A 26,933-nucleotide genomic window follows, 5' to 3' on the forward strand; every position below is an offset into this window, starting at 1 on the left:
GCCATGCGCCGAGCCGTCATCACCGCGTCCGCCACCGCCGCCGGGGTGGTCCTGCTGCTCTCCCTGAAGCCGCACGACGCCGCGACCACCGCCGCCATCTCCTCCGTGTCCGGCACCGGCTCCGGCAGCGCCGGCCAACCGCAGGACGCCTCGCACACCAGCGCCGCGCCGTCCACCACGCCGTCCACCACCGGCTCCTCACGGACCGTCACCGGCACGGCGATCAACACCCGCTACGGCCCGGTCCAGGTGAAGCTCACCCTGTCCGGCAGCACCATCAGCAAGATCGACGTCATCCAGTACCCCACCCGAGACCGCCGCGACCAGGAGATCAACAGCTACGCCATCCCGGTCCTCAACCAGGAGGCGATCGCCGCGCAGAACGCGAGCATCGACGTGGTCAGCGGCGCCACCTACACCAGCGAGGGCTACACCCGCTCGCTGCAGAGCGCCCTCGACCAGGCGGCCAAGTGACCGCCGCCCCGCTCGGCCACGTCGAGCACGTGATGGGGACGGTCTTCTCCTTCACCGTCCGCGACCCCGGCCCCGCCACCGCCGACGCCCTGCGCCGGATCGTCGCCCGCCTGCACCACATCGACGAGGTCTTCTCCCCGTACCGGCCGGACAGCGCGATCAGCCGACTCGGCCGCGGCGAACTCTCCCTGACGGAGTGCGACCCCGAGGTCGCCGAGGTGCTCGCGCAGTGCGACGCGCTCGCCGCCGAGACCGACGGCTACTTCACCGCGCACCCCGGCGGCCGGCTCGACCCCAGCGGCTGGGTCAAGGGCTGGGCCATCGAGGAGGCCTCCCGGGCCCTGCGCGCCGCCGGTTCCACCCACCACTGCGTCAGCGGCGGCGGCGACGTCCAGACCGCCGGCGGCCCCTGGCGGATCGGCATCGCCGACCCCCACCGCCCCGGCACCGTCCTCTGCGTCCTCACCGGCCACGACCTCGCGGTCGCCACCTCCGGCACCGCCGAACGCGGCGCCCACATCCACGACCCGCACACCGGCCGCCCCACGACCGGCTACGCCTCACTCACCCTGGTCGGCCGCCACCTGGCCCGTACCGACGCCCACACCACCGCCGCATTCGCCATGGGCTCCCCCGCCGGCCTCACCTGGGCCCACCACCACGCCCTCGCCGCCCTGGCCGTCCACCCGGACGGCACCCGCGAACAGACCCCGGGCCTGGCTCACTTCCGCGAGGGGGTAAACCCCCAGGGGCCCGGGTGAGCGAAGCTCACAAGGGGCCCGGGGAACGGCGGGGGCGCGTGACGGCTGGTCTCACAGGGCGCTGTCAGGTCAAGCCGCATGGACGTCTCCAAAGACCTACAGCCCAGTCAAGACCGCACCGCCACTCGCCTCGCAGTTCCGCCCCCAGCCCCAAGGGGGGCCGGGAGGTACCCCCAGAGCCCTGGGTGTTGCAACTGGCTCTGGGTGCGCTGCTACTTCTTCTTGCTGCCCGGAAGCATGCACAGGCCCGCGATCACCAGGAAGGCGAAGATCGGCAGGAAAACGAACAGCCCCAGGGTCGCGCCGACGCTCAGGCTGGTGCCCGGGTCGTCGCCGTCGTCGCGCGTCAGTGCCATCGCGGGCGACGTCATCACCATCATCAGCGTGGCCGTCGCGGTGACCGCACCGGCGCGCATTGCGTTCCTCTTGTCCACGTTCCCCAAGGTACCGGCCCCCTACCCCGCATCGCTCAGCGGGGTGCGCCTTCCGGCGTGTCCCGCTGACGGGTCGTCCGCGGGGGCGGCCAGCGGGGCCAGCGTCGCGGCGATGGCGGCGGCGCCGGGGGATGCGGCCACCTGGTCGAGGGTGCGCGGGGTGCCGGTGGAGTCGGCGACGGGGAGGCGCCAGTTCGGGTACTGGTCCCACGTGCCGGGCAGGTTCTGCGGTCGCGGGTCGCCGACCGTGTCGGGCAGCCACACGCCGACCAGCTTCGCGGGCGTGGCCAGCAGGAAGGCGTACAGCGCCTCCGGCGTGGTCTTCTCGCCCTCGGCGAGCAGCCCGAGCCTGGTCAACTCCTCTTGCCAGTCGGTGAGTTCGCGGTCCGCCGCGGCCTGTTCCTCGGCCAGCGGGCGGGCCAGCAGGCCGAGGTGGTGGCGCAGCTCGACGTGTTCGCCGCTGAGTCGGGCGGCGGTGCTGGGCAGGTCGTGGGTGGTCAGGGTGGCGAGGCATCCGGCCCGCCAGCGCTCGGGCGGGAGAATGGCGCCGCCCGCGTGCCAGTCCCGTTCGAACCAGAGCACCGAGGTGCCCATGATCCCGTGTTCGGCGAGCCGCTCGCGGACGCCGGGCTCCACCGTGCCGAGGTCCTCGCCGATCACCGCGGTACCGGCCCGGTGCGCCTCCAGCGCGAGGACGGCCAGCATCGCCTCGGCGTCGTAGCGCACGTAGGTGCCCTGGGTGGGGCGGGCGCCCTGCGGCACCCACCAGAGTCGGAACAGGCCCATCACGTGGTCGATCCGGATCGCTCCGGCGTGCCGGGCGGCGCCGCGCAGCAGTTCGGCGTACGGGGCGTAACCGGCCTCGGCGAGCGCGTCGGGGCGCCAGGGGGGCAGGCCCCAGTCCTGGCCGTGTGCGTTGAAGGCGTCCGGCGGGGCGCCGGTGGAGATGCCGCCCGCGAGGACGTCCTGCAGGGCCCAGGCGTCGGCGCCGTCGGGGTGGACGCCCACCGCGAGGTCGTGGATCAGGCCGATCGGCATCCCGGCGTCCTCGGCGGCGCGCTGCGCGGCGTGCAGTTGCTCGTCGACCAGCCAGGCCAGCCAGCGGTGGAACTCGATCCGGTCCGCCAACTCGGCCTTGGCCGCCGCGACCTGGGGGTTGGTGGGGTGCCGCAGGCCCTTCGGCCAGGAGTGCCAGCCGCTGCCGTGCTCCTCCGCCAGCGCGCACCAGGTGGCGTACCGCTCCAGCCACTCGCCCTCGCGCCGGACGAACGCCCGGTACGCGGCCTCCCGTCCGGCGCCGCGCGGCACGGTGTGCAGCAGGTCGAGTGCCTGGCGCTTCAGCGACCAGACCGAGTCGCGGTCGATCAGGCCGTCGTGCGCCAGCACCTCCTCCCGCAACTGCCGTGCGCGGCGGGCGAGATCGTGGGCGTCCTCGTGCCGGGTGTACTCCGGGACGGCCTCGATCCGCAGGTGCACCGGGTCGGCGAAGCGGCGCGAGGAGGGGCGGTAGGGCGAGGGGTCGGAGGGGACGCCGGGCAGGCCGGCGTGCAGCGGGTTGATCTGCAGGAAGCCCGCGCCGTGCTCGGCGCCCGCCCACTGGGCGAGTTCGGCCAGATCGGCGAGGTCGCCCATGCCCCAGGAGTGGTCGCTGAGCACCGAGTACAGCTGCGCCAGGAAGCCCCAACTGCGCTGCTGCGGTTCGGGGATGCGCGGCGGGGCGACGATCACCGTGGCCCGGGCCGCGCGCTCCCCCGCCCGCGCGTGCAGCGTGTGTCGGCCGAGCGGCAGGTCCTCCGGCAGCCAGTGCGCGTGCTCGTGGCCCTCCGTCAGCTCCCAGACGCCGCCGTCCTCCAGCTCCAGCCGCACCTCGGCGTCGGCCGGCAGGTCGAGCGCGGTGCGGCGTCCCTGCCAGGCCACCACGGTCGGGGGCAGCAGCCGCTCGGCGATCTGCGCGCGGTGCCGCTCCAGGGCCTGCGCGGCCAGCTCCGGCGTGCCCGCCTCGACCCCGAGCGCCCCGAGCACCGCGACCAGGGTGTCCGCCCCGACCTGCACCGGCCCGGCCCCCGCGTCGTACGCGGTGTCCACCCCGTACGCGTGCGCCAGCGCCACCAACTCCGGCGCGGCCGGCGGATTGTCCTCCGCCGGCACCAGCTCGACCCCCGCCTGCTCCCGGTCAAGGTATGCGGCCACCCAGCGCACTCCGTCCTCAGACGCCCAAACGCCAACAGCCACAGTCCTACCCGCGCCACCACCCCCCGACCCCGACCGACACGGCCCACCCGCGCCCCGATACGGGTGAACGCCGCGCCGCCGCGTTGCCGGCGGGCCCGCCGGACGACAGGTGGGGGCGGTGTGACGAGGGTGAACGCGGCGGGGCGGGGAGTCGACCGGGGGCCGACGGGGTGCGGTGGGGTTATCGGGCCATATCGGGCATACCTGTCAGGGGCGTTGACAGGGACGCGGGTAGCTGGTGGGCTGGGCGCGCCGGGTGGCGCAGGGGGGCTGGGCTGGGCTGGCGGGGGGCCGGTGAGCTGGGCGTTTCGGGCGGCGAGGAGGCTCCGGTGCAGGCGCGGGTGTCGGTGGTTGCGGGGCGTCGGCTGCGGCAGCAGATGGAGCAGAGTACGGCGCTGCGCGAGGTGTTGTCCCACCCCGCGGCGCTGGCGGCGCGGCGGACGGCCGCCCGGACGGCCCGTCAGATAGCACCGCGCGCGGCGGACCGCTTCATCGCGGACTTCAAGGGCACGCCGCCGCTGCTGGCGTCGGTGCGGGCGGAGCGCCGCTCGGGACGCCGGAGCAGCACCCTGAAGCTGGCGGCGACGCTGTCGGCGGCGGCCGTGGTCGGCGGGCTGCTGGTCTCCGCGCCGGGGTACGCGGCGGAGCCGGGCGCCGGCGATCTGCGCGCGGTCTCGGCGGGCGTGAACGACCCCCAGGACGCGCCGGCACCGGCCCCGCTGGGCTCGCTGACCGAGCCCCGGCTCTTCCCGCGTCCGCAGCAGTTGCGCACCGCCGGCAAGCCGGTGAACGTCCCGCACCGGGTCACCGTGGTGCTGGCGGACGGCGCCGACGGCCCGGCCGTGGACGCCGTCCGGGCGCTGCTCACGGCGGCGGGCGCGACCGACGTGGTCACCGCCCCGGAGGCGCCGGAGCAGCCCGCCGCGGGCGAGCTGGTGGTGTACGTCGGCGGTCCGCGCGAGGGCGCGGGCGGTCCGACCGACCGGGCGCTGCGGCTGCTGGTGCAGGCGGCCGGGCTGCCGGACACCGAGGTGCCGGGACTCGACGGGCTGCCGCCGGGCGGCTACCTGCTGACGGCGGGTCAGCTCCCGGCGCCGGCCGGCGGGCAGTACGGCGCCGTGGTGCTGGCCGGGGTGGACGGCGCGGGCACGTTCTACGCGGCGCAGAGCCTGCGGCAGTTGCTGGCGCCGGTCGGACCGGGCCAGGGCCAGGGCGCGGAGGGCGACCGGGGCTTCCCCGGGGTGCTGGTGCGGGACTGGCCGAGCGGGGCGCCGGTGCGCGGCACCGCGGAGTCGTTCTACGGCGCGCCGTGGAGCGCGGCGCAGCGGCTGGCGGAGGTCGACTTCCTGGGCCGCACCAAGCAGAACTTCTTCCTGTACGCGCCGGGCGGCGACCCGTACCGCACCCAGCGCTGGCGCGAGGCGTACCCGGAGGAGCGGCAGCGGGAGTTGGCGGCGCTGGCGGCGCGGGCCCGGGCGAACCACGTGACGCTGGGGTACGCGATCGACCCGGGGCAGTCGTTCTGCTTCTCCTCGGGCAAGGACGTGGACGCCCTGGTGGCGAAGCTGGAGGGCCTGCGGCAGCTCGGGTTCCGGGCGTTCCAGCTGGAGTTCCTGGACGTCAGCTACGACGAGTGGCACTGCGGCGGCGACAAGCGGAAGTTCGGCACCGGTCCGGTGGCGGCGGCGAAGGCGCAGGCGGGGCTGGTCGCAGCGGTGCAGCAGCGGCTGCTGGCGGGGCACCCGGAGCTGCCGCCGCTGTCGGTGGTGCCGACGGAGTACCAGAAGCAGGGCGCGACGCCGTACCGGTCGGCGCTGGCCGCGGCGCTGCCGAGCGGCGTGCAGGTGGTGTGGAGCGGCGGCGCGGTGATCCCGAAGCAGGTGACGGGCGATCAACTCGCCGACACCGCCGCGCTGTTCAGCCGCCCACTGGTGACCTTGGACAACTACCCGGTGAACGACTCGGCGCCCGACCGGCTGTTCCTCGGCGGCTACGGCGGGCGGGACGCCGCGGTGGCGCAGCACTCGGCGATGCTGCTGACCTCGGCGATGAGCCAGCCGGTGGCCTCGCGGATCCCGCTGGCCACCGCCGCGGACTTCGGCTGGCAGCCGGAGGGCTACCAGCCGGAGAGTTCGCTGGCGGCGGCGCTGCACGCGCTCAGCGGCGGCCCGGCGCAGCAGGCGGCGCTGGCCGCGCTCGCGGGCAACAGCGCGTCCTCGCCGCTGGGCGGCAAGGAGTCGGCGTACCTGGCGCCGCTGCTGGAGCGGTTCTGGGCGGCGCTGGAGCCGACCTCGGGGGCGTCCGCCGATCCGGTGAAGCTGCGCGAGGCGGCGCAGCCGCTGCGGGACGCGTTCGCGGTGATGACGGACGCGCCGGCCACGCTGGCGGGCGACCCGGTGGCCGCGGACGCGGCGCCGTGGCTGGACCGGCTGTCGGCGTACGGCTCGGCGGGCCGGGCGGCGGTGGACATGCTCCTCGCGCAGCGCGGCGGCGACGGCACCGCGGCCTGGCAGGCCCGGCTGGAGCTGGGCCGGCAGCGCCAGGTGCTGGCGGCCAACCCGGTGACGGTCGGCAAGGGCGTGCTGGACCCGTTCCTGGACCGGGCGGAGAAGGCCGCCGACACCTGGTCGGGCATCGTCGGCGCGGCCGCCCCGACCACCACCCTGGGCACCGCGCACGACCACGTGCCGACCCTGATGACCGACGGCGCCGCGGACACCTTCTACTGGTCCTCGTCCATGCCGCAGGTCGGTGACAGCTTCGGCCTGGACCTGGGCACCCCGAAGCCGCTGGGCACCGTGACGGTGCTGATGGGGTCCTGGGGCGACGGCCCGGACGCCGGGTCGGCGGCCGACGACTACCTGCACGACGGGGTGCTGGAGTACTTCAGCGGCTCCGGCGGCTGGCAGCAGCTGGCCAAGGTGCACGAGCAGCGCGCGGTGACGGTGACCGCCCCGGCGGGCGCGGTGGCCAAGGCGGTACGGCTGCGCGTCACCGGTGCGCAGCAGACCGCCGTCGCGGTGCGGGAGTTCACGGCGGCCGCGCCGGACGCCACGGCCGCCGCGGTCAGCGGTCCGCCCGCCGCGCCGGGCTCCTCCGCGCAGGCGGTGCTGAACGGCGACCCGGACTCGGCGTTCCGGGCGGCCGCCCCGCCCGCGCCGGGCGACGAGCCGCTCACCGTGGAGCTCGGCGCGGCCCGCCCGCTGGACCGGCTGACCGTGCTCACCGACCCGACCGTGCGCGCCGAGGCGATCGCCCAGGTGCGCCGCCCGGACGGCACGTGGGTGGACCTCGGCCCGGTCCGGCCCGGCTACAACGAGCTGCGGGCGAACGGGCAGCCGGTGGAGGCGATCCGGCTGGTCTGGCAGCCGGGCAGCGAGGCACCGGTGGTCAACCAGGTGATCCCCTGGTACGCGGACCTGCCGGCCGCCCGGATGACGCTGGCCGACGCCACCCTGGACGTGGTCGCGGGCGCGCCCGCCCCGGCGCAGACCCGGGCGACCGTCGAGTCCGGCCGCCCGGACGGGCTGACCGGCGAGCTGAAGGCCGAGGTCCCGCTGGTGGCCAGGGGTCTGACGGTGGCTCCGGTCCCGGCGGTGAGCGTGCCGCGCGGCGGGAAGGTGGGCGCCCCGGTGCTGGTCACCGCGGCCGCCGACACGCCGTCCGGCACCTACCAGGTGCCGCTGGTGTTCACCGCGGGCGGGCTGACGGTGCGCCAGGTGCTGCAGGTGCACGTGGTCCCGCCGACCGGCGGCCCCGACCTGGCGCCGTCCGCGACCGCCACCTCCTCCGGCGACGACAGCGCGAAGACGCCCGCCCGGGCGGTCGCCGACAACGACCCGCGGACCGCGTGGACCGCGCCCGCCCGGGACGACGCCTGGGTGCAGCTGCGGCTGCCGCAGCCGGTGCGCCTCGGCTCGGCGGTGCTGCACTGGCAGGACGCGTACGCCAGCGCCTACCGGGTGGAGACCTCCCCCGACGGCCTGGTGTGGACCCCCGTCGCGGTGGTCGAGAACGGCCAGGGCGGCACCGAGACCCTGCGCTTCGACGCCCCGGGCACCCAGTACCTGCGCGTCCAGGGCGTCAGCCGGGCCACCCGGTACGGCTACTCGCTGTCCGGCGTGGAGCTGTACGCCGTCGGCGCCCCGTAGCCGCACGGCCGGTGCCCCGCACACGGCGGGCCGCCGACACTCCCCGTTGCGGGGGGCGCCGGCGGCCCATGAGGCGTACCGAGTGTTTGTCGGGCAGGCCCTTGTCTGATCAGGCGGAGAGCGGAGCGTGCTGCTCGCCGCGGCGGACGGGATGGGTGCGGACCGGGGCCGGGAGCGCGCTCGGCAGGTCGGTATGGTCGTGGTGCTCGAAGTCCCGGAACTGGTCGAGGCCGCCGTACGGCTCCAGGTAGGGCCGCCAGCGCGGATCCTTGATCCCGGTGCCGATGACCCGCCAGGCCAGGCCGCTGGGGGCGGCCGGGGGGCGCTTCATCCGCCAGCCGAGGTCGGCGAGGTGCCGGTCGGCCTTGGTGTGGTTGCAGCGGCGACAGGCCGCCACCACGTTGTCCCACCGGTGCTGGCCGCCCCGACTGCGCGGGATGACGTGGTCGACACTGGTGGCTGCGGCCCCGCAGTACACGCACCGCCCGTGGTCTCGGGCGAACAGCGCGCGCCGGGTGAGCGGCACGGGGCCTCGGTAGGGGACCCGTACGAATCGGGTCAGTTTGACGACGGAAGGCGCCGGAACGGCGCTGGTGGCGCTGTGCAGAGTGGTACCCGCATCCTCCAGGGCGATCGCCTTGTGACTGAGAACGAGGATGAGGGCGCGTCGCATCGAGACGACTCCGAGTGGCTCGTACGACGCGTTGAGGACAAGGACATGCGGCACGGGGCCTCCTTGGACGCCTGCGGCGCGTGGCTCGCGCCGAGTCGAGCGGGGCGAACGCGCCCTGTGCGGGGCGCGATCTCCCTCAGTGTCGCCTTACGTCGTCGTTCGACGCCACCATTTCTCCGTGAACGGGCCGCGCGCGTGTGGTGATCGTGTGCGTTCCGTCATAGCCGGTATGCCCAGCTCGGGGCCGTCCTGCACGTACGGTGCGGATGGGGCCGCAGACAGTGGCCGGAAGCGGTCTGACGCCCCCTCCGGCCGGGTGACGGCGCTCGATACAGTGGGTCGATGCTCGCCGATACCACCCCCAGCACCGCGCCGCCGACCTTCTCGCTGCCCACCAGCGCCGCCGAGGTGACCGACACCACCCGGCAGGCGGCCGGCTGGCTGGACGACAACTGGCAGGGCTGGCTGGTGAACGGCCTGCGGATCGTCTTCGTGCTGCTGCTGGCACTGGTGCTCCGCGCGGTGGTCCGCAAGGTGATCGACAAGCTGGTCGAGCGGATGGGCCGGCCGGCCGAGCCGGAGACCGACCACGGGATGCTCGGCGGACTGCTCGCCAACAGCGGCGTGGTCAACACCGAGCGCCGCCAGCAGCGGTCCGAGGCGATCGGCTCGGTGCTGCGCTCGGTCTCCTCGTTCACCATCCTGGGCACCGCCGCGCTGATGGCGCTGTCGGTGCTGGGCGTGGACCTCGCGCCGCTGCTGGCCAGCGCCGGCGTGGCCGGCGTGGCGATCGGCTTCGGCGCCCGCAACCTGGTCACCGACTTCCTCTCCGGGGTCTTCATGATCATGGAGGACCAGTACGGCGTCGGCGACGAGATCGACACCGGGGTGGCCACCGGCACGGTGCTGGAGGTCGGCCTGCGGGTGACCAAGCTGCGCGGCGCGAACGGTGAGATCTGGTACATCCGCAACGGCGAGGTGAAGCGGATCGCCAACATGAGCCAGGGCTGGGCGACCGCCGCGGTGGACGTCCAGGTGGGCTACAAGGAGGACCTGGAGCGGATCGAGGCGCTGATCGCGGAGACCGCCGAGCAGCTGGCCAAGGAGGCCCCCTACGACGAGCTGGTGTGGGGCCGGGTCAAGGTGCTGGGCGTGGAGTCGGTGGCGGTGGACTCGGTGCACCTGCGGGTCGAGGCGCGCTGCGCGCCGGGCTCGGCGCCGCAGGTGGCCCGGGCGCTGCGGTTGCGCCTGAAGGCCGCGTTCGACGTGGCCGGGGTGAAGCTCAAGGAGGAGGCCGCCGCGGCGGCGCCCGCACAGCCCGCCGCCCCCGAGATGCTGCCCCCGTCGGCCCTGTCCGACCCGGCCTCGCTGCGCTCGCTGGCGACCAAGCCGATCCCGGTCCAACTCGGCGAGTAACGCCCCCGCAGGCCCCCGGAGAACCCCGCCCCGTGCGGGGTTCTCCGTTTTTCCCGGTAACGAGTCGGCATCCGCCCGTTGACATCACGATCCGACGATTGGAAACTTTCCTAACAGTTGGCCGCGACACCGTACGGAGAGGAGGATCGGGCTGTGACCACCCAGAAGACCCCCCGCGCTCCCCTGGCGGGCACCCCCAGCCTGCTGCGCGCGATCAACGACCGGGCCGCGCTGGAGCTGCTGCTCGCCAACGGTCCGCTCTCCCGCACCCAGATCGGCAGCCTCACCGGGCTGTCCAAGCCCACCGCGTCCCAGCTGCTGGCCCGCCTGGAGGCGGCCGGCCTGGTGATCCCGGTCGGCACCACGGCCGGCGGCCCCGGGCCGAACGCGCAGCTGTACCAGGTCAACCCGGCCGCCGGACACGTCGCGGGACTGGACGTCACCAGCACCTCGATCCGGATCGCGGTCGCCGACATCACCGGCGTCACGCTGGCCGAGCACCGTGTCTCCACCAAGGGCTGGCCGGCTGCCGGCACCGTCGAGCGGGTCGCCGCCGCGGTCGCCGAGACCGCCCGCCGGGCGCAGGTCGACCCGGACGGCCTGAGCGACGTGGTGATCGGCATCGGCGGCGCGCTCGACCCGGTCAGCGGCAAGCTCCGGTACGCCTCGCACCTGCCCGGCTGGCACTCGCCGCGACTGGTGGCGGAGCTGACCGAGGCGATCGGCGCGCCGGTGTCGATCGAGAACGACGTCAACCTGGCCGCGGTGGCCGAGCAGGCCGACGGCGCCGCCCGGGGCTGCGAGGACTTCGTGCTGCTGTGGGCCGAGGAGGGCATCGGTGCGGCGATCGTGATCGCCGGACGACTGCACCGCGGCTTCACCGGCGGCGCGGGCGAGGTCGGCTACATGCCGGTGCCCGGCGCCCCGGTCTCCGGCGACCCGCGCCGCAAGGACTCCGGCGGTTTCCAGGACCTGGCCGGCGAACCGGCCGTGCTGGCGCTCGCCCGCAAGCACGGACTGGGCGGCGCCACCGCGACCGAGGCGGTGGCCGCCGCCCTGGACGCCCCGCAGGGTGAGGCCTTCCTGGCCGAGCTGGCCGAACGGCTGGCGGTCGGGCTGGCGGTGATCACCTCGGTGGTCGACCCCGAACTGCTGGTGCTCTCCGGCGGCACCCCGACCGCCGGCGGAGAGCGCCTGCGGGAACTGGTCCAGGAGGCCCTGGGCCGGATCTCGATCCCCCGGCCGGAGGTGCGGCAGTCCACCGTCCCCGGCTCCCCCGTCCTGACCGGTGCGCTGCAACGCGCCCTCGCCACCGCCCGGGACACCCTGTTCAGCACCCATTGACCCTCGGTCCGCACCACAACGCTCGCCCCCATCCCCCGCACCGGAGCCGCCGGGCCATACCCGGCGGCCCCGAACCCTCGCAAGGAGAGCCTTCCCGTGGACATCACCCGCAGATCGCGCCGCCCGCTCGCCGCCGTCACCACCCTGGCCTGTCTGGGCCTGCTGGCCACCGCCTGCACCGGCACCAACTCCGGTGGCGGCGACGACGGTTCGGCGGCCGGCAAGGACGTCACCATCACCTTCTGGCACGGCTGGAGCCAGGACAACGAGGTGAAGGCGATCAACGACAACATCGCCGCGTTCGAGAAGGCCCACCCGAACATCCACGTCAAGGTGGTCGGCAACATCGCCGACGACAAGAGCGAGCAGGCGCTGCGTGCCGGCGGCCCGGACGCGCCGGACGTGGTGTCCTCGTTCACCACCGACAACGTCGGCAAGTTCTGCTCCTCGCACGTCTGGGCGGACCTGGGCCCGATGCTCAAGAAGGACGGCATCGACGCGGCCAAGACCTTCCCCGCCGCGATGCTCAAGTACAGCCAGTACCAGGGCAACCAGTGCTCGCTGCCGCTGCTCGGCGACGCCTACGGCCTGTACTACAACAAGACCGCCTTCGCGGCGGCCGGCATCACCGCCCCTCCGAAGACCTTCAGCGAGTTCGCCGAGGACGCGCAGAAGCTCACCGTCGCCGACGGCGACTCGTACAAGCAGCTCGGCTTCATGCCGAACTACCACGGCTACGAGACCGCCATAGCGCACTACCTCGGCCAGTACGGCACCGGCTACTTCGGCGCCGACGGCAAGTCGAACATCGCCGGCGACCCGACCGTGACGGCCGCGCTGACCTGGCAGAAGTCGATGGTCGACAAGCTCGGCGGCTTCGACAAGCTGGAGAAGTTCCGCACCGGCTTCGGCGACGAGTTCAGCGCCAAGAACCCGTTCACCACCGGCCAGGTGGCGATGAGCCTGGACGGCGAGTGGCGCACCGCCTCGCTGGCCGACGACAAGCCGGCCTTCGAGTGGGCCACCGCGCCGTTCCCGGTGCCGGACGACCAGGCCGCCACCTACGGCCGCGGCTACCAGACCGGCACCATCGTCGGCGTCGCCAACGGCTCGAAGAAGCAGAGCGCGGCCTGGGAGCTGGTCAAGTACCTGACCACCGACACCGACGCGGTGGTCTCCTTCGCCAACGCGATCCACAACGTGCCGTCCACCGTCGCCGCGCTCAACTCGCCGAAGCTGGACGCCGACGCCAACTTCAGGACGTTCATCGACATCGCGAAGAACCCGAACTCCTCGACCACCCCGGCGAGCATCAACGGCGGTGCGTACCAGGTGTCCCTGCAGAACCTGAGCTACGACGTCGAGTCCGGCAAGCAGACCGATCTCAAGGCGGGCCTCGCGGCCACCGCCAAGGAGATCGACGACGCCGTCAACCAGGCGAAGTGACCGGCGCACCATGGCACTTCTGAGCTCCACCGTCCCGCCGGCGCTTCGCAGCAAGCGCCGGCGGGAGCGGGCCCGCACCCTGGCCTTCCTGTCGCCCTGGCTGATCGGGTTCTGCGTCTTCTTCCTGTACCCGCTGGTGTCGACGGTCTACTTCTCCTTCATGAAGTACGACGGCTTCGCGCCGCCGACCTTCACCGGGCTGAAGAACTGGGACTACGTCTTCACCAAGTACCCGTTCTTCTGGAAGGGCCTGGGCAACACCCTGTGGCTGGTGGTCGTGATGGTCACCCTGCGGGTGGTGTTCGGCCTCGGCATCGGACTGCTGATCACCAAGGTGAAGTCCGGCGCGGGCTTCTTCCGCACCGCCTTCTACCTGCCGTACCTGGCCCCGCCGGTGGCCGCCACGATGGCCTTCGCCTTCCTGCTCAACCCGGGCACCGGGCCGGTCAACCACCTGCTGGGCGAGTTCGGCCTGCCGCAGCCCGGCTGGTTCACCGACCCGTCATGGTCCAAGCCCGCCCTGACCCTGCTGGCGATGTGGGGCATCGGCGACCTGATGGTGATCTTCATGGCGGCGCTGCTGGACGTCCCGACCGAGCAGTACGAGGCCGCCGAACTCGACGGCGCCGGACCGTTCCAGCGCTTCCGCTACGTCACCCTGCCGAGCATCTCGCCGATCGTCATGTTCGCCGTCGTCACCGGCGTGATCCAGACCATGCAGTACTACACCCAGGCGATCGTCGCCGGGAAGGTCGCCTCCGGCGTGATCGGCGGCTCCGGCCAGCAGTTCGAGCCCGGCTACCCGCACGGCTCCACCTGGACGCTGCCGCAGATGGTCTACAACCTCGGCTTCCAGCGCTTCGACACCGGCTCGGCCTGCGTCGTCGCCGTCATCCTGTTCGCCATCTCGATGGCCTTCACCTCGATCCTGCTGCGGCGCAAGTCCGGCTTCATGACGGAGGACTGAGCCCCCGTGACCCTCGCCTCCTCCGCACTCCCGCGCAAGGGCGCCGGAACCGTCTCCTCCGCCGCCGCCCGCACCGCCCGCCGCCGCGAACTGCTCAACTGGGTGGCGGTGCACTCGCTGGCCATCGCCGCCGCGCTGTTCTTCCTGCTGCCGTTCGTCTTCGTCTTCCTCACCTCGGTGATGACCGACCAGCAGGCGCTCACCTCCGACATGTGGCCGCACCAGTGGCAGTGGTCGAACTTCGGGAAGGTCTGGAGCACCCCCGGCTTCCTCACCTGGTGGCGCAACACCCTGCTGTACGCGGGCGCCGGCACCCTGCTGACCATCGTCTCCAGCCTCCCGGTGGCGTACGCGCTGGCCAAGTTCCGCTTCCGCGGCCGCAACCTGGCGCTGATGGCCGTGGTGTCGATGATGATGCTGCCGCCGCAGGTCACCGTCATCCCGATGTACCTGTTCTGGGCCAAGCAGCTGCACCTGACCGGTTCGCTGTGGCCGCTGATCATCCCGATGGCGTTCGGCGACGCCTTCACGATCTTCCTGCTGCGCCAGTTCCTCCTGACCATCCCCAAGGAGTACATGGAGGCCGCCCGGATCGACGGCTGCGGCGAACTGCGCACCCTGCTGCGGGTGGTCCTGCCGATGGCCAAGCCGGCCATCGCCGCGGTCGCGCTGTTCCAGTTCTTCTACTGCTGGAACGACTACTTCGGCCCGCAGATCTACTCCAGCGAGAACCCGGGCGCCTGGACCCTCAGCTACGGCCTGGAGTCCTTCAAGGGCGCCCACCACACCAACTGGAACCTCACCATGGCAGCCACCCTGCTGGTGATGGCACCGGTGATCGTTCTGTTCTTCTTCGCACAACGCGCCTTCATCGAGGGCGTCACACTGACAGGGGTCAAGGGCTGATGTCCGCACTCAAGTTGGCAATCGTCGGCGGCGGTTCCACGTACACGCCGGAGCTGATCGACGGCTTCGCACGGCTGCGCGACACCCTGCCGATCGGCGAACTGGTGCTGATCGACCCGGCGGTGGACCGCCTGGAGCTGATCGCCGGACTCGCCCGCCGGATCTTCGCCAAGCAGGGACACCCGGCCACCGTCAGCACCGCCACCGACGTCACCGCGGGCGTGCAGGGCGTCGACGCCGTCCTGCTGCAGCTGCGGGTCGGCGGGCAGGCCGCCCGCAACCAGGACGAGACCTGGCCGCTGGAGTGCGGCTGCGTCGGCCAGGAGACCACCGGCGCCGGCGGCCTCGCCAAGGCGCTGCGCACCGTCCCGGTGGTGCTGGACATCGCCGAGCAGGTCCGCCGCGCCAACCCGGACGCGTGGATCGTCGACTTCACCAACCCGGTCGGCATCGTCACCCGCGCCCTGCAGACCGCCGGCCACAAGGCCGTCGGCCTGTGCAACGTGGCGATCGGCTTCCAGCGCAAGTTCGCCGCCCACCTCGGCGTCGACCCGGAGCTGGTCCGCCTCGACCACGTCGGCCTGAACCACCTCACCTGGGAGCGCGGCGTCACCCTGCTCGACGCCCCCGGCGCCGCCACCGGCCGCGAGGTGCTGCCCGAGCTGCTCGCCGCGCACGGCGAGGAGATCGCCGCCGACCTGCACCTGCCGCTCCCGGTGGTCCGTCGGCTCGGCGTCGTGCCCTCCTACTACCTGCGCTACTTCTACCAGCACGACGTGGTGGTGGAGGAGCTCAAGGTCAAGGGCTCCCGGGCCGCCGAGGTCGCCGCGATCGAGCGGCAGCTGCTGGAGATGTACGCCGACCCGACCCTGGACACCAAGCCCGAGTTGCTGGGCAAGCGCGGCGGCGCGTTCTACTCCGAGGCCGCCGTCCAGCTGATCGCCTCGCTGCTCGGCACCGACGGCCGCACCACCGTCCAGGTGGTCAACACCCGCAACGACGGCGTGCTGCCCTTCCTGCCCGACGACGCCGTCATCGAGGTCCCCGCCGAGGTCGACGCGAACGGGGTGCGCCCGCTGCCGCAGCGCCCGGTCGAGCCGCTGTACGCCGGCCTGATCGCGGGCGTCACCGCGTACGAGCAGCTCGCCCTCGACGCCGCCCTGCGCGGCGGCCGCGACCGGGTGTTCGACGCGCTGCTCGCCCACCCGCTGGTCGGCCAGCTCGAACTCGCCGAGCAGCTCACCGACCGGCTGATCGCGCACAACCGCGACCACCTCGCCTGGGCATGAACCACATGACCCAGCATCACCGCGCCACAACCAGGCTCCACCGTGGGGGGACCGGCCGAATGAGCCACCAGCAGTCCGAACAGCAGCCCGGCGTCCTCGCCATCGACGCCGGCAACAGCAAGACCGACATCGCGCTGGTCAGCGCCGACGGCCGGGTGCTCGGCTCGGCCCGCGGCGGCGGCTTCCAGCCGCAGCGGACCAGCCCCGAGCACGCGGTCGCCGCGTTCGCCCCACTGGTCGCCTCGATCGCCGAGCAGGCCGGGCTCGACGCCCGGCCCGGCGCCGCGCCGCTCACCAGCCACCTCAGCGCCTGCCTGGCCAACGCCGACCTCCCGATCGAGGAGAAGCAGCTCCAGACCGCGCTCGCCGCCCACGGCTGGGCCACCAGCACCCACGTCGCCAACGACACCTTCGGCCTGCTGCGGGCCGGCACCGACGGCCCGCTGGGCGTCGCGGTGGTCTGCGGCGCCGGCATCAACTGCGTCGGCCTGCGCCCCGACGGCCGCACCGCGCGCTGGCCCGCCCTCGGCTCGCTCACCGGCGACTGGGGCGGCGGCGCCGGACTCGCCACCGAGGCGATGTGGCTCGCCGCCCGGGCCGAGGACGGCCGCGGCGAGCCGACCCTGCTCTCCGCCATGATCGGCGCCCACTTCGGCCTGGCCGGGGCCAACGCCGTCGCCGAGGCCATGCACCTCGGCCAGCTCGACCCGGCCCGGCTGCACGAGGTCTCGCACGTGCTGTTCGCCGCCGGCGAGGCCGGGGACCCGATCGCGCTGGAGGTGATCGACCGTCAGGCCGACGAGATCGTCCGCTTCGCCACCGTCGCGCTGACCCGGCTCGGCCTGCTGGAGCAGCCCGTTCCGGTGGTGCTCGGCGGCGGCGTCCTCGCCGCCCGTCACCCGCTGCTGCTCGACAACGTGACCGCGCGCCTGGCCGCGACCGCCCCGCTCGCCGAACCCCGCGTGGTCATCGCCCCGCCGGTCCTCGGCGCCGCCCTGCTCGGGCTCGACCACCTCGGCGCCGACCTCCCCACCCAGCGCCGCCTCCGCGACGCCTACCCCACCCATCACCCGGTGGCCGCCTGACGGCCCGCCACCCCCGAGGCCGCCGCCGGCGGAGCACCCGAGGCACCGCACACCTCGCCTGCTCCGCCGGCGGCATTCCCCGCTCCGGCCCGCCGTCAGATCCGGCCGTGCTCCTTGACGACCCGTCGGGTCTGGGCGAGCAGCATGCCGACGTTGACGGACTTGCGGCACACCACCACGGCGACCATCTCCTGCTCGCCGCCGCTCTCCTGACCGATCCGCAGGAAGAGGTGGGCCAGGTTGTCGCTGTTGACCAGGATCTCCTGGAAGTAGTGCCGGTCGGAGACCACGCCCCGGCGTTCCTTGAAGATGTTCTCGATCATGACGACGTTGCGGCCCTGGAACAGGTCCAGGGTCGCCGCCGCCAGCAGGTCGAGCACCTCGCTGGGGTGCGAGTCCACCGTCTCGACGTTGAGCAGCATGCCGGTGGACATGTCGATGATTCCGGCGGCGAGGCACTCGGGCACGTCCTCGCGCAGGTGTTTGACGAGGGCGGCGGTGCGCTCGGACATGCTGCCGTGCTGAGGGCTCATCGGACGGGGCTCCCCTTCGGGTCGGTGGTGGCGGTGCTGTCGGTGGCGAAGCCGTGGACCTGGCCGCGCATCTGCGCGCCGACCCGGTTCACGGTGATGGCCGCCTGCCGGTTGAGGCGGTCCAGATCGAGGCGGCGGTCCCCGACGACCAGCAGCAGCGCGGTGCTCTGGATCGCGTAGACCACCAGGCGCCCGTCGGCGCAGTCGGTGAGCACGTGGCCGAGCTCGCCGCGGCCGGTGACCTCCGCGGTGCGCCGGGCCAGGCTGAGCGTGGCGGCGGCCATCGCCGACAGCAGGGCGGGCTCGGCGTCGGGGCCGGTGTCGGCGGCGACCACGAAGCCGTCCACGGCGGCGATCGCGCTGTCGGTGACGCCGGGCAGCGCGTGGCGCAGCAGCTGGAGTTCGGTGCGAAGTGCTTCTCGGGGCACGAGGGAGGGCTCCTTCGGTCGTGCGGGTGTGCGGGTGCCCACGGCCGGGACGGGCGGGCAGGCGGGGGTGGTCGGCGCGGTCGCCGGTCAGGCGGGGCGCGGCGGTGTGGTCGGCGCGGCGGCGCGGTCGCCGGTCAGGCGGGGCGCGGCGGTCGGCGGCGGGGCAGTTGCCCGGCGGTGGTCGGCGGCGGCGCGGGCGGCAGGGCGGCGTGCTGGTCGGGGCGGCGCGGTTCCAGCGAGGTGTAGAGCCGGGCGCGGGTGGTGGTGGAGGCGATGACGACGAGGCCCTGTTCGCGCAGCCGGGAGAGCTCCACGGTCACCTGGTAGAGGCCGCGGCCGAGGATGAAGGCGAGGTCGCGGGCGGTGGTGGCGCCGTCCGCGTGCCGCAGCAGCTCGCGCTGGCCGGCGACCGGGTGGCGGGCGGCCTCCCAGGGGGTGAGGGTGCTGACCACCCGGTCACCGTCGGGTGAGACGGGCGCCCGCAGGCCGGCCAGCGCGGCCAGCCGGCGGCGGGCCTCGGTGACCACCTCGTACGGTTCGACCTCGGCGTAGGCGCACGGCCAGGGCAGGTCGTCGGGGTCGCGCGGCTCCCAGCGGGTGGCGGTGACCCGGCCGGCCGCGGTCGCGAAGGCGGCGTCGTGCAGCGCGCTCAGGCAGACCGCCTGGAGCCCGGCGGGGCCGAGGAGTTCGGCGGTGCGGCCGGTGCGCAGCAGCAGCGTGTCGACGCCGGGGGCGCCGAAGCTCTCGACCCCGAGGATCCGGCCGCGGGCGAGGTGGAAGACCGCGCCCGGCTCCCCGAGCAGGTGGATCGACCCGGCGCCGGTCGGCGCGCGGTGCTGTTCGAGTGACTCGAGTCCGGTCAAGGGCCTGCCGATTCCGGTCAGCGGTGGGGAGGGGCGAGGCGCGCGACCGCACGGTGGCATATGCCGAATGACCGTGCGCGGCGGGCTGTTCACTCATCCAAGTGACCGTCCTGACGCACCGTCAAGTCACCTGTCATAAAAGGTGATTGACGCAAGAAGGTGGTCGAATCCGCCCGCTCGACAACGATTTCCGCTCGAACCTGGCACCGTGCGCACCCAAACACGTGGCTGATATCGGTTGGGTGAACATCCGGCCCCACTGCGTCAGATGCCCGTTCTGTCCGTTGAACGGCGTGCCGCGGTACCGCTAGTGTCCCGCGCTCACAGCGCGTCCGAACGGGGGCGTGCGCCTGGAGACCGGGAGCCGACGCCAGATGGCGATCCTCAAGTCCACCATGCAGGAGCAGGTCGCCGCGGCGATCGCCGCGATCGAGCCGAACGACCGCCCGGTGGTGACCTTCCACACCATCACGGGCCCGAGCCCGTGGCTGATGAACGAGCTCGGCCTGATCGGCCAGCTCTTCGTCAAGTACTACTTCGTCACCCTGACCGAGCGGGTCGTCGTGGTGCACCGCGCCGCGCGGATGAGCAACCGGCCCAAGGAGCTCGTGCACGTCATCCCGATCGAGCAGGCCCGCACCCTGGTCAGCGACGTCCGCCGGAACACCATCTGGAGCTCGCTGCGCTTCCAGTTCCCGGGCGAGCAGAAGCCGACCCGCCTGAACATCGGCCGCTACTGGCGCAACGAGCTGGACGTCTTCGTCCCGGCGCTGACCGGCGGCGCGATCGTCCCCGGCCAGGCCCAGCCGGTCGACCCGGCGCAGGCCCCGCAGGCCTGACCCCGCGTCACCCGGACGGCCGCCCGCGGGCGGCCGTCCGGCACGTGCGGCCCTCGCGGACCCGGCGTCACTTCAGGTGGTCGCGGGCCCAGTCGGCGAGCAGCCGGGCGCAGTCGTCCACCGACTCCCGCCAGCTGCGGTGGGCGTCCTCGCCGGCCTCGTCGCTGACGTGCTTGACCAGCCGGACCGGCAGGCCGGCCCGGCGCGCGACGGTGGCGATCGCGTAGCCCTCCATGTCGACCAGGTCGGCGGTGCGGGCGAGGCGGGCGCGGGCCTCCTCGGCGGAGACGAACAGGTCGCCGGTGGCGAGGGTCGGGCCGTCCGCGGCGAGGTCGATCGGGCCGTCCATCGGGCGGCCGACCAGCCCTTCGAGCAGCTCGGCGTCGAGGTCGTGCTGGAGCACCCGGCCGATCTCGTGGGTGCCGGCCAGCCCGGGCCGCAGGGTGCCGGCGGTGCCCAGGTTGACGACCTCGGCGGGCCGCTCGCCCCGGCCGAGGACGGTCGCCAGCGCGGCGGCCGCGTTGACCTTGCCCATGCCGGTGAGCAGCACCGGCAGCCCCAGGTCCAGGTGCGCCGCCTCCTCAGGGAGCGCGAGGACGAGCAACGGGCGGTCGGGGGCGACGGTTCCGATCAGGCGCATGACCGCCAGCTTACAAACGGCGGGAACCGCACGGCGGCGCGGGAGCGTCGCACCGGTCGCGAGGACACCACCGAGCGAACGGCACCACGAGAGCACCAGGTAAGAGGACACCACCGTAAGTCGAGCACGAAGCGGTCTCCGGAAGCCCAACTCCCGGAGAACTCGCGTGTGATGGTCGGACCCGGCAGACATACTGCGGGTACGGGGGGACGACGGCCCAGGGAAGGTGGACGGTGGCGACACCGGCGGTGATCGAGGCACAGGGGGGCACGGCGGCGGCCGTGCGGCCGGGGGGCGGCGCGCTCGGGCGGGTACGCCGCGCCGCGGCCACCCCGCCGGGGCGGCTGCGGACGGCGAGCGCCGTCCTGGCGCTGCTGGCGCTGCTGTTCGGCGTCTCGGCGGTCTGGCAGTCCGCGACCCGGTCCGCGGCGGCCGGGCAGGTGGTGACGCGCAGCGGCCCGCTCAACCAGGACGCGGCGGAGATCTACCGCTCGCTGGCGGACGCGGACGCCACCGCCGCGGCGGGCTTCCTGCTCGCCGGGGACGAGACGCCCGAGGTCCGCAAGCGCTACCAGGACGACCTGGCGACCGCCTCGCGGCTGCTCTCGCAGGCCGCCGCGCGCAGCGGGTCGTCGGCCTCCGCGCAGCAGTGGCTGACCGAGCTGAACGGTCAACTTCCGCGCTACGCGGGCCTGGTGGAGACCGCCCGGGCGATCAGCCGGCAGGGCCTGCCGCTCGGCGGCGCCTACCTGCGGTACGCCTCCGACCTGATGCAGAACACCATGCTGCCGAACGCGCAGAAGCTGGTCGACGCCGAGTCGGCGCAGCTGGACGCGGACTACCGCACCGCCGGGGCGGTGCCGTGGCTGGCGCTGCTGTCCGGCCTGCTGGCGCTGGCCGCGCTGGCCCGGTACCAGCGGGTGCTGTTCCGGCGCACCAACCGGGTGTTCAACCCCGGCCTGGTGGCGGCCTCGGTGGCGATGCTGCTCGCGTTCGGCTGGCTCGGCGTCGGCACGCTGGCGGTCAACGGCTACCTGCACGACAGCCGGTACCGGGGCGTGGACCGCCTCGACGACCTCGACAGGGTCCGGATCGCGGCCCTGCAGGCGCACACCGCGGAAACCCTCAACCTGGTCTCCCGCGGCGCCACCGACAAGTACACGCAGCGCTGGGACGAACTGACCAAGAAGCTCGCCGACTCCCCACGGATCCCCGGCTCGGAGTCCCGGCTCTCGATGGCCGCGGACGAGGGCACGAAGAAGCCGCTGGCCGACGCCGACCGCTGGTACGGGCAGTGGCTGGACCTGCACAAGAACGCCGCCACGCAGGACGCGGCGGGCGACTACGACGCCGCGGTGCAGCTGACCCTGAAGCCCGGCAACGCCGACACCGCGGACAGCGCCTACCGGGCGGCCGACGAGCAGTGGGCGCGGGCCGCGCAGGTCGAGCAGGCCTCGTTCCGCGGCGCGGCGGGCGGACTGGACGACCTGCTGGTGGTGCAGGCCGCGGCGGCCGGGGTGCTGGCCGCGGTGGCCGCGACCGCGGCGGTGCGGGGCATCGGCCGCCGACTGGCCGAGTACCGGTGACGAGAGCGACGAGGGGGACGAGCAGGATGCGCAAGGCGAACTCCCGGGCCCTGCTGGCCGCGGTGGTGCTGGCGGCGGGCGCGGTCGGCGGCGGGGTGCTCGGCACCGGCAGCTCGGCCGGCGTGGGCGGGGTGCGGGTGGAGGCGGCACCGCAGCTGGCGCCGATGGCGGACGGCTGCGACCTGGCGGCGTCGCTGCCGCCGCGGCAGGACGTCGGCGCGAAGATCCGCAAGATCCGCGAACGCGGCGTGCTGGTGGTCGGCGTCGACCAGAGCGCCTACCACTGGGGGTTCCGCAACCCGCAGACCGGCCGGATCGAGGGCTTCGACATCGACTTGGCACACGCCATCGCGAAGTCGGTGCTCGGCGACCCGTCGAAGGTGCTCCTGAAGACCATCTCCACCGCCCACCGGATCGACGCGGTGAAGAACGGCGAGGTCGACGTGATCACCCGTGCGATGACCATCACCTGCGACCGGAAGAAGGACGTCGCCTTCTCCACGCCGTACTTCCGCACCTCGCAGCGGGTGGTCGCGCCGAAGTCCGCGCACGTGAAGAGCGTCGACGAGGCGCTGAAGGGCAAGCGGGTCTGCGCGGCGCTGAACTCCTCCTCGGACGCCGAGCTGAAGGCCAACCCGCGCGGCGCGGCCCAGGTCCGGCTGGTCGACAACCAGCTGGACTGCCTGGTGCTGATGCAGCTCGGCGAGATCGACAGCACGCTGTCGGACAGCTCGCTGGCCGCCGCGCAGGTCGCCCAGGACCCGCAGGTGGAGCTGGCCGGCGAGCCGTTCCAGCCGGCCTACATGGGCGTGGCGATGAACCAGGCCGACACCGACCTGATCGCCTGGGTCAACCAGGTGCTGGTCGACTGGCGCTCCGGCGGCGGCTGGCGGGCCAGCTACGACACCTGGCTGAAGGACAGCATGGGAGCGTCACCGGATCCCTACCTGCCGTGACCGTGCGCGGCGCGGACGGTGAAAACCCGTCAAGAACGGGGACCGCCGTCCGCTCCGCCGGGCCCGTCCGGGAGACTGGCCGCCGACGGGCCGTCATCCGGCCCGCCGACGACGATCCGTCACCTGACCCTGGCCGAGAGGAGGAACCGCGATGGCCGGAACGACCCGCCCGGTGATGAGCCGTGAGGAGATCGACCGTGCACTCGCCCGGCTGGGCGCCGAGCGCGACGCGGTGGAGGCGGCGCTGCTGGCGCTGCAGGACCACCCGGGCCGGCGGCTGCTGGACGGCGCCGAGCTGACCGGTCGCACCCGCGAGCGCTGGGCGGTGGCCGAGGGCGGAGTGGCGCTGCTGTGGGCGCTGTTCGACCGCTACGCGGAGGCGCTGGCCTCGGCCCGCGCGGTGCGCTCCCGGCGCGCCCGGCCGGGCTCGGCGGAACTCGCCGAGCTGAGCGAGCTGCTGTCCGGCCGCGCGGTGACCGTCTCCGGCGGCCAGCTCCCGGAGGCCGCGGGCCAGTTGGGCAGTCCGGCCCGGCTGGTCGAGCGGGTCACCCTGGCCGAGCTGCTGGAGCGGATGAACGGCTGGTACGCGGTGGTGCTGGAGGTGGTCGGCCCGGTCGACGCGGTCTGGACGGCGCTGCCCGCCCGGATCGACCTGCTGCTGGCCGAGCTCGGCCGGGTGCAGATGCTCGCCGTGTCGGTCGGGGTACGGCCCGGCGCGCACCCGCTGGCCGACGACCTCGCCGAGCTGGCGCAGGAGTTGACGGTGCTGCGGGCCCAGGTGGTGTCCGACCCGCTGGCGCTGTGGCGCCCCGCCCGGGTGCCCTCGCAGCGCGGCCGGGCCGAGGAGTCCGCGGTCGGGGCCTCGCCCGCCGGGGCGGTGGACACCGCGGGCTTCGACCGGGCGGGCCGCCGACTGGACGACGTCCGGGTCGAGTTGGAGGGGCTGCTGCGGCTGCGCGACGAGTCGCACGAACGGCTGCAGCAGGTCGCCGACCTGCTCCAGCGGGCCGACCTGACGCTGGCCGAGGCGCGCCGGGCCCGCGGCGAGGTGCTGGCGAAGATCGCCGCCACCGAGGTGCCCGCGGTGCCCGGTCCGCCGTCCGCGCTGCGCGAGGCGATCGGGCAGGCGGTGGACTACCAGCGGACCGGGCAGTGGCACCGGCTCGGCCCACTGCTGGACGCGCTGGAGGACGCCGCCGCCAAGGAGCTCGCCCGGGCCCGGCACGCGCTGACCGAGGTCGCCCAGCCGCTCGCGGTGCGGGCCGAACTGCGCGGCCGGCTGGAGGCGTACAAGGCGATGGCCGCCCGGCTCGGCCTGGCCGAGGACCCGGAAGTGGTCGAGCGTTTCGAGAAGGCGCGTTGGCTGCTGTGGAGCGCGCCGTGCGACCTGCGGGCCGCCGCCGAGGCGGTGGGCCGGTTCCAGCAGGCGCTGCGCAGCCCGGAGCGGCAGCCCGCGCAGGGCATACAGGACAGACGCCAGGGGGAGGAGTCCGATGGCTGAGGCGTGCACCCGCCCGGAGTGCGGCAGGGAGATCGACCCGGACGGGTACTGCGACGAGTGCGGGCTGGCCCCGGAGCCGCAGGCGGGGTCCGGCAAGGCACCTGACGGGGCGTCGGTTCCGGCGCAGCGGCAGGCCCCCGGGCCGGGGTCGGCGTGCGGACGGGACGGCTGCGGCGGCACCATCGACGCGGACGGCTACTGCGACGAGTGCGGCCTGGCCGCGGAGGCCGCCGCCGCGCCGGTGACCTCCGCGCGCAGCGGCTCCACCCAGCGCTCCGGTTCGGTGCGCACGATGTCCGGCCGGTCCCGGTCGCACCGCTCCGCCCGGACCGGCAGCGGCCGTTCGGTGTCGGTGCGCAGCTCCCGGGGCACCCCGTCCACGGTGCGCCGCGGCAACCTCGGCGCCGGCCTGGTGGCGATCGCCCCGGTGCCGACCCGCGACCCGTCCGAGGCGGTGCTGGCCGACCCGGAGGTGCCGGAGCGCAAGCGCTTCTGCTCCCGCTGCGACCAGCCGGTGGGCCGCGAGAAGGACGGCCGCCCGGGCCGCCCGGACGGCTTCTGCACCAAGTGCGGCACCGCGTACTCCTTCACCCCGAAGCTGGTCCGCGGCGACCTGGTCGGCGGCCAGTACGAGGTGATGGGCTGCCTGGCGCACGGCGGCCTGGGCTGGATCTACCTGGCGGTCGACCGCCGGGTCTCCGACCGCTGGGTGGTGCTCAAGGGCCTGCTCGACACCGGCGACGAGGACGCGCTGGCGGTGGCCATCGCCGAGCGCCGCTTCCTGGCCGAGGTCGACCACCCGAACATCGTGCGGATCATCAACTTCGTCGAGCACCCCGACGCCCGCACCGGCAACACCGACGGCTACATCGTCATGGAGTACGTCGGCGGCAAGTCGCTCAAGGACATCGCCAACGACCGGCGCACCCCGGACGGACGGCGCGACCCGCTGCCGGTCGAGCAGGCCATCGCGTACGCCCTGGAGGCGCTGCCCGCGCTCGGCTACCTGCACTCGCGCGGGCTGGTGTACTGCGACTTCAAGCTGGACAACGTGATCCAGTCGGACGACACCCTGAAGATCATCGACATGGGCGCGGTCCGCCGGCTCGACGACGACGGGGCGATCTACGGCACCGTCGGCTACCAGGCCCCGGAGATCGCCACCGACGGTCCGAGCGCCTCCTCCGACCTGTACACGGTGGCCCGCACCCTGGCGGTCATGACCTTCGACTTCCAGGGCTACGCGGACCGGTGGCAGCACGAGCTGCCCGGACCCGAGCAGGTCGAGGTGTTCGCCCGCTACGAGTCCTTCTACCGCTTCCTGGTGCGCGCCACCGACCCCGACCCGGCGCGCCGCTTCGCCTCCGCCGAGGAGATGGCCGCCCAGCTCACCGGCGTGCTGCGCGAGGTGCTCAGCCTGCAGGACGGCCGGCCCCGGCCCGCGCTGTCCACGCTGTTCGGGCCCGAGCTGCGGGTGGTCGAGACCGAGGGCGCCGAGGGCGCCCTCCCGGCAGCGGCCGCCGCGCTGGCGCTGCCGGTGCCGCGGGTCGACCCGGCCGACCCGAACGCCGGGTTCCTCGCCACGCTGCTCGCCACCGCGCCCGGCGAGGCGCTGACGGCCCTCCAGGCGGCCGGCGCGGACTCGGTGGAACTGCGGCTGCGCGCGCTCCGCGCCCACCTGGAGCTCGCCGACGCCGACGCGGTCGCGCAGACCCTGGACACCCTGGAGTCCGAACACCCCGGCGACTGGCGGGTGGTGTGGTACCGCGGCCTGGCGGCGGTGGCCGCGGGCCGGCCCGAGGCCGGCGCGGACGCCTTCGACGCGGTCTACGACGCCTTCCCCGGCGAGGCCGCGCCCAAGCTGGCGCTCGCGCTCTGCGCCGAGCTGCTCGGCAACCACGAGGACGCCACCGAGTTCTACCGGCTGGTCGGCGCCACCGACCGGTCCTACGTCAGCGCCGCGTTCGGCCTGGCCCGGGTGCGGATCCTGCTCGCCGACCGGCCCGGCGCGGTCGCCGCGCTGGAGGCCGTCCCGGAGTCCTCCACGCACTACACCGCGGCCCGGGTCGGCGCGGTCCGCGCCCGGCTGCGCGGACGGCCCGCCACCGAGCCGCTCGGCACCGAACTCGCCGACTGCTCGGCCCAGCTGGCGGCGCTCACGCTGGACGCCCGGCGGCGCGAGGAACTCGCCGTCGAGGTGCTCGACTCGGCGCTGGCCTGGGTGCTCGCCGGAGCCGCCGGCAAGCCCGCCACGCTCACCGTCCTCGGACATCCCGCCGCGGAGCGGGAACTACGGCTCGCCCTGGAACACTCCTACCGAGTGTTGGCGCGGTTGTCCGACCGGGCCGAATCGAGGATCGAGTGGGTGGAACGGGCCAACAAGGCCCGCCCCCGGACGTGGGTGTGAAC

At 74.0% G+C, this 26,933-nt stretch carries 22 protein-coding genes; 15 read left to right on the plus strand and 7 right to left on the minus strand.

Features of this window, described 5'->3' with window-relative positions:
* The first annotated feature begins 3 nt into the window (after positions 1-3).
* Together AB0K51_RS10665 and AB0K51_RS10670 are read left to right on the plus strand one after the other, a co-directional pair.
* On the plus strand, positions 4-474 hold the full coding sequence (locus AB0K51_RS10665; protein ID WP_363452800.1) for an FMN-binding protein: 471 nt from the start codon (positions 4-6) through the stop codon (positions 472-474).
* A gap of 32 nt (positions 475-506) precedes the next feature.
* A complete protein-coding gene (locus AB0K51_RS10670) occupies positions 507-1,235 on the plus strand; it encodes an FAD:protein FMN transferase (protein WP_363452905.1) in 729 nt (242 codons plus the stop codon).
* A 212-nt stretch (positions 1,236-1,447) separates the two neighbouring features.
* Here AB0K51_RS10670 and AB0K51_RS10675 read toward each other — a convergent pair whose 3' ends face one another.
* Positions 1,448-1,669: a hypothetical protein gene (locus AB0K51_RS10675; RefSeq protein WP_363452802.1), complete on the minus strand. Its 222-nt coding sequence runs from the start codon at positions 1,667-1,669 to the stop codon at positions 1,448-1,450.
* Positions 1,670-1,690: 21 nt separating this feature from the next.
* Positions 1,691-3,754, minus strand: coding sequence for a 4-alpha-glucanotransferase (gene malQ / locus AB0K51_RS10680; RefSeq protein ID WP_363452907.1), 2,064 nt, complete (start codon positions 3,752-3,754; stop codon positions 1,691-1,693).
* A gap of 524 nt (positions 3,755-4,278) precedes the next feature.
* Here malQ and AB0K51_RS10685 point away from each other — a divergent pair.
* Complete coding sequence (locus AB0K51_RS10685; RefSeq protein WP_363452804.1) at positions 4,279-8,052, plus strand: beta-N-acetylglucosaminidase domain-containing protein; 3,774 nt, start codon at positions 4,279-4,281, stop codon at positions 8,050-8,052.
* A gap of 109 nt (positions 8,053-8,161) precedes the next feature.
* Here AB0K51_RS10685 and AB0K51_RS10690 read toward each other — a convergent pair whose 3' ends face one another.
* The gene (locus AB0K51_RS10690) at positions 8,162-8,779 is read right to left on the minus strand and encodes an HNH endonuclease (RefSeq protein WP_363452806.1); all 618 of its coding nucleotides are present in this window, start codon (positions 8,777-8,779) and stop codon (positions 8,162-8,164) included.
* Between the two features lie 288 nt (positions 8,780-9,067).
* Here AB0K51_RS10690 and AB0K51_RS10695 point away from each other — a divergent pair, with 288 nt between their 5' ends.
* The 7 genes from AB0K51_RS10695 (at position 9,068) to AB0K51_RS10725 (ending at position 17,178) form a co-directional block, all read left to right on the plus strand.
* Positions 9,068-10,141: a mechanosensitive ion channel family protein gene (locus tag AB0K51_RS10695; RefSeq protein WP_363452808.1), complete on the plus strand. Its 1,074-nt coding sequence runs from the start codon at positions 9,068-9,070 to the stop codon at positions 10,139-10,141.
* Positions 10,142-10,294: 153 nt separating this feature from the next.
* On the plus strand, positions 10,295-11,485 hold the full coding sequence (locus tag AB0K51_RS10700) for an ROK family transcriptional regulator (protein WP_363452810.1): 1,191 nt from the start codon (positions 10,295-10,297) through the stop codon (positions 11,483-11,485).
* 102 nt (positions 11,486-11,587) lie between these two features.
* Complete coding sequence (locus AB0K51_RS10705; protein ID WP_363452909.1) at positions 11,588-12,931, plus strand: extracellular solute-binding protein; 1,344 nt, start codon at positions 11,588-11,590, stop codon at positions 12,929-12,931.
* Positions 12,932-12,941: 10 nt separating this feature from the next.
* Entirely contained in the window at positions 12,942-13,898 is a 957-nt protein-coding gene (locus tag AB0K51_RS10710; protein ID WP_363452812.1) for a sugar ABC transporter permease, read from the plus strand.
* A gap of 6 nt (positions 13,899-13,904) precedes the next feature.
* Positions 13,905-14,804 (plus strand): carbohydrate ABC transporter permease, encoded by a 900-nt coding sequence (locus tag AB0K51_RS10715; RefSeq protein WP_363452814.1) that lies wholly within the window; start codon positions 13,905-13,907, stop codon positions 14,802-14,804.
* Complete coding sequence (locus AB0K51_RS10720; RefSeq protein WP_363452816.1) at positions 14,804-16,093, plus strand: 6-phospho-beta-glucosidase; 1,290 nt, start codon at positions 14,804-14,806, stop codon at positions 16,091-16,093. Before AB0K51_RS10715 ends, AB0K51_RS10720 begins: the two co-directional genes overlap by 1 nt.
* A 59-nt stretch (positions 16,094-16,152) precedes the next feature.
* Positions 16,153-17,178, plus strand: a complete 1,026-nt coding sequence (locus tag AB0K51_RS10725) for a BadF/BadG/BcrA/BcrD ATPase family protein (RefSeq protein ID WP_363452818.1) — start codon at positions 16,153-16,155, stop codon at positions 17,176-17,178.
* 95 nt (positions 17,179-17,273) lie between these two features.
* Here the strand turns inward: AB0K51_RS10725 and AB0K51_RS10730 are convergent, their stop codons facing one another.
* The 3 genes from AB0K51_RS10730 to AB0K51_RS10740 form a co-directional block, all read right to left on the minus strand.
* Positions 17,274-17,690: a hypothetical protein gene (locus AB0K51_RS10730; protein WP_363452911.1), complete on the minus strand. Its 417-nt coding sequence runs from the start codon at positions 17,688-17,690 to the stop codon at positions 17,274-17,276.
* A 17-nt stretch (positions 17,691-17,707) separates the two neighbouring features.
* Complete coding sequence (locus AB0K51_RS10735; RefSeq protein ID WP_363452820.1) at positions 17,708-18,139, minus strand: roadblock/LC7 domain-containing protein; 432 nt, start codon at positions 18,137-18,139, stop codon at positions 17,708-17,710.
* A 134-nt stretch (positions 18,140-18,273) separates the two neighbouring features.
* Positions 18,274-19,002: a MarR family transcriptional regulator gene (locus AB0K51_RS10740; RefSeq protein ID WP_363452822.1), complete on the minus strand. Its 729-nt coding sequence runs from the start codon at positions 19,000-19,002 to the stop codon at positions 18,274-18,276.
* 374 nt (positions 19,003-19,376) lie between these two features.
* Between AB0K51_RS10740 and AB0K51_RS10745 the strand changes: the two genes are divergently transcribed.
* Complete coding sequence (locus tag AB0K51_RS10745) at positions 19,377-19,841, plus strand: hypothetical protein (RefSeq protein WP_363452824.1); 465 nt, start codon at positions 19,377-19,379, stop codon at positions 19,839-19,841.
* Between the two features lie 67 nt (positions 19,842-19,908).
* Here the strand turns inward: AB0K51_RS10745 and AB0K51_RS10750 are convergent, their stop codons facing one another.
* Positions 19,909-20,481: a nucleosidase gene (locus AB0K51_RS10750; RefSeq protein ID WP_363452826.1), complete on the minus strand. Its 573-nt coding sequence runs from the start codon at positions 20,479-20,481 to the stop codon at positions 19,909-19,911.
* 233 nt (positions 20,482-20,714) lie between these two features.
* Between AB0K51_RS10750 and AB0K51_RS10755 the strand changes: the two genes are divergently transcribed.
* From AB0K51_RS10755 to AB0K51_RS10770, 4 genes are all read left to right on the plus strand, one after another.
* Positions 20,715-22,067 (plus strand): hypothetical protein, encoded by a 1,353-nt coding sequence (locus AB0K51_RS10755; protein ID WP_363452828.1) that lies wholly within the window; start codon positions 20,715-20,717, stop codon positions 22,065-22,067.
* Positions 22,068-22,093: 26 nt separating this feature from the next.
* Positions 22,094-23,023 (plus strand): glutamate ABC transporter substrate-binding protein, encoded by a 930-nt coding sequence (locus AB0K51_RS10760; RefSeq protein WP_363452830.1) that lies wholly within the window; start codon positions 22,094-22,096, stop codon positions 23,021-23,023.
* Between the two features lie 151 nt (positions 23,024-23,174).
* Positions 23,175-24,524 carry a hypothetical protein gene (locus AB0K51_RS10765; RefSeq protein ID WP_363452832.1) on the plus strand — a complete coding sequence of 450 codons (1,350 nt, stop codon included), beginning with the start codon at positions 23,175-23,177 and terminating at the stop codon, positions 24,522-24,524.
* The gene (locus AB0K51_RS10770; RefSeq protein WP_363452834.1) at positions 24,517-26,931 is read left to right on the plus strand and encodes a tetratricopeptide repeat protein; all 2,415 of its coding nucleotides are present in this window, start codon (positions 24,517-24,519) and stop codon (positions 26,929-26,931) included. The genes AB0K51_RS10765 and AB0K51_RS10770 overlap by 8 nt, the downstream gene beginning before the upstream one ends.
* The last annotated feature ends 2 nt before the right edge of the window (positions 26,932-26,933 follow it).

Origin of the sequence: Kitasatospora sp. NPDC049285 (assembly GCF_040678815.1) — a bacterium.
GTDB lineage: Bacteria > Actinomycetota > Actinomycetes > Streptomycetales > Streptomycetaceae > Kitasatospora.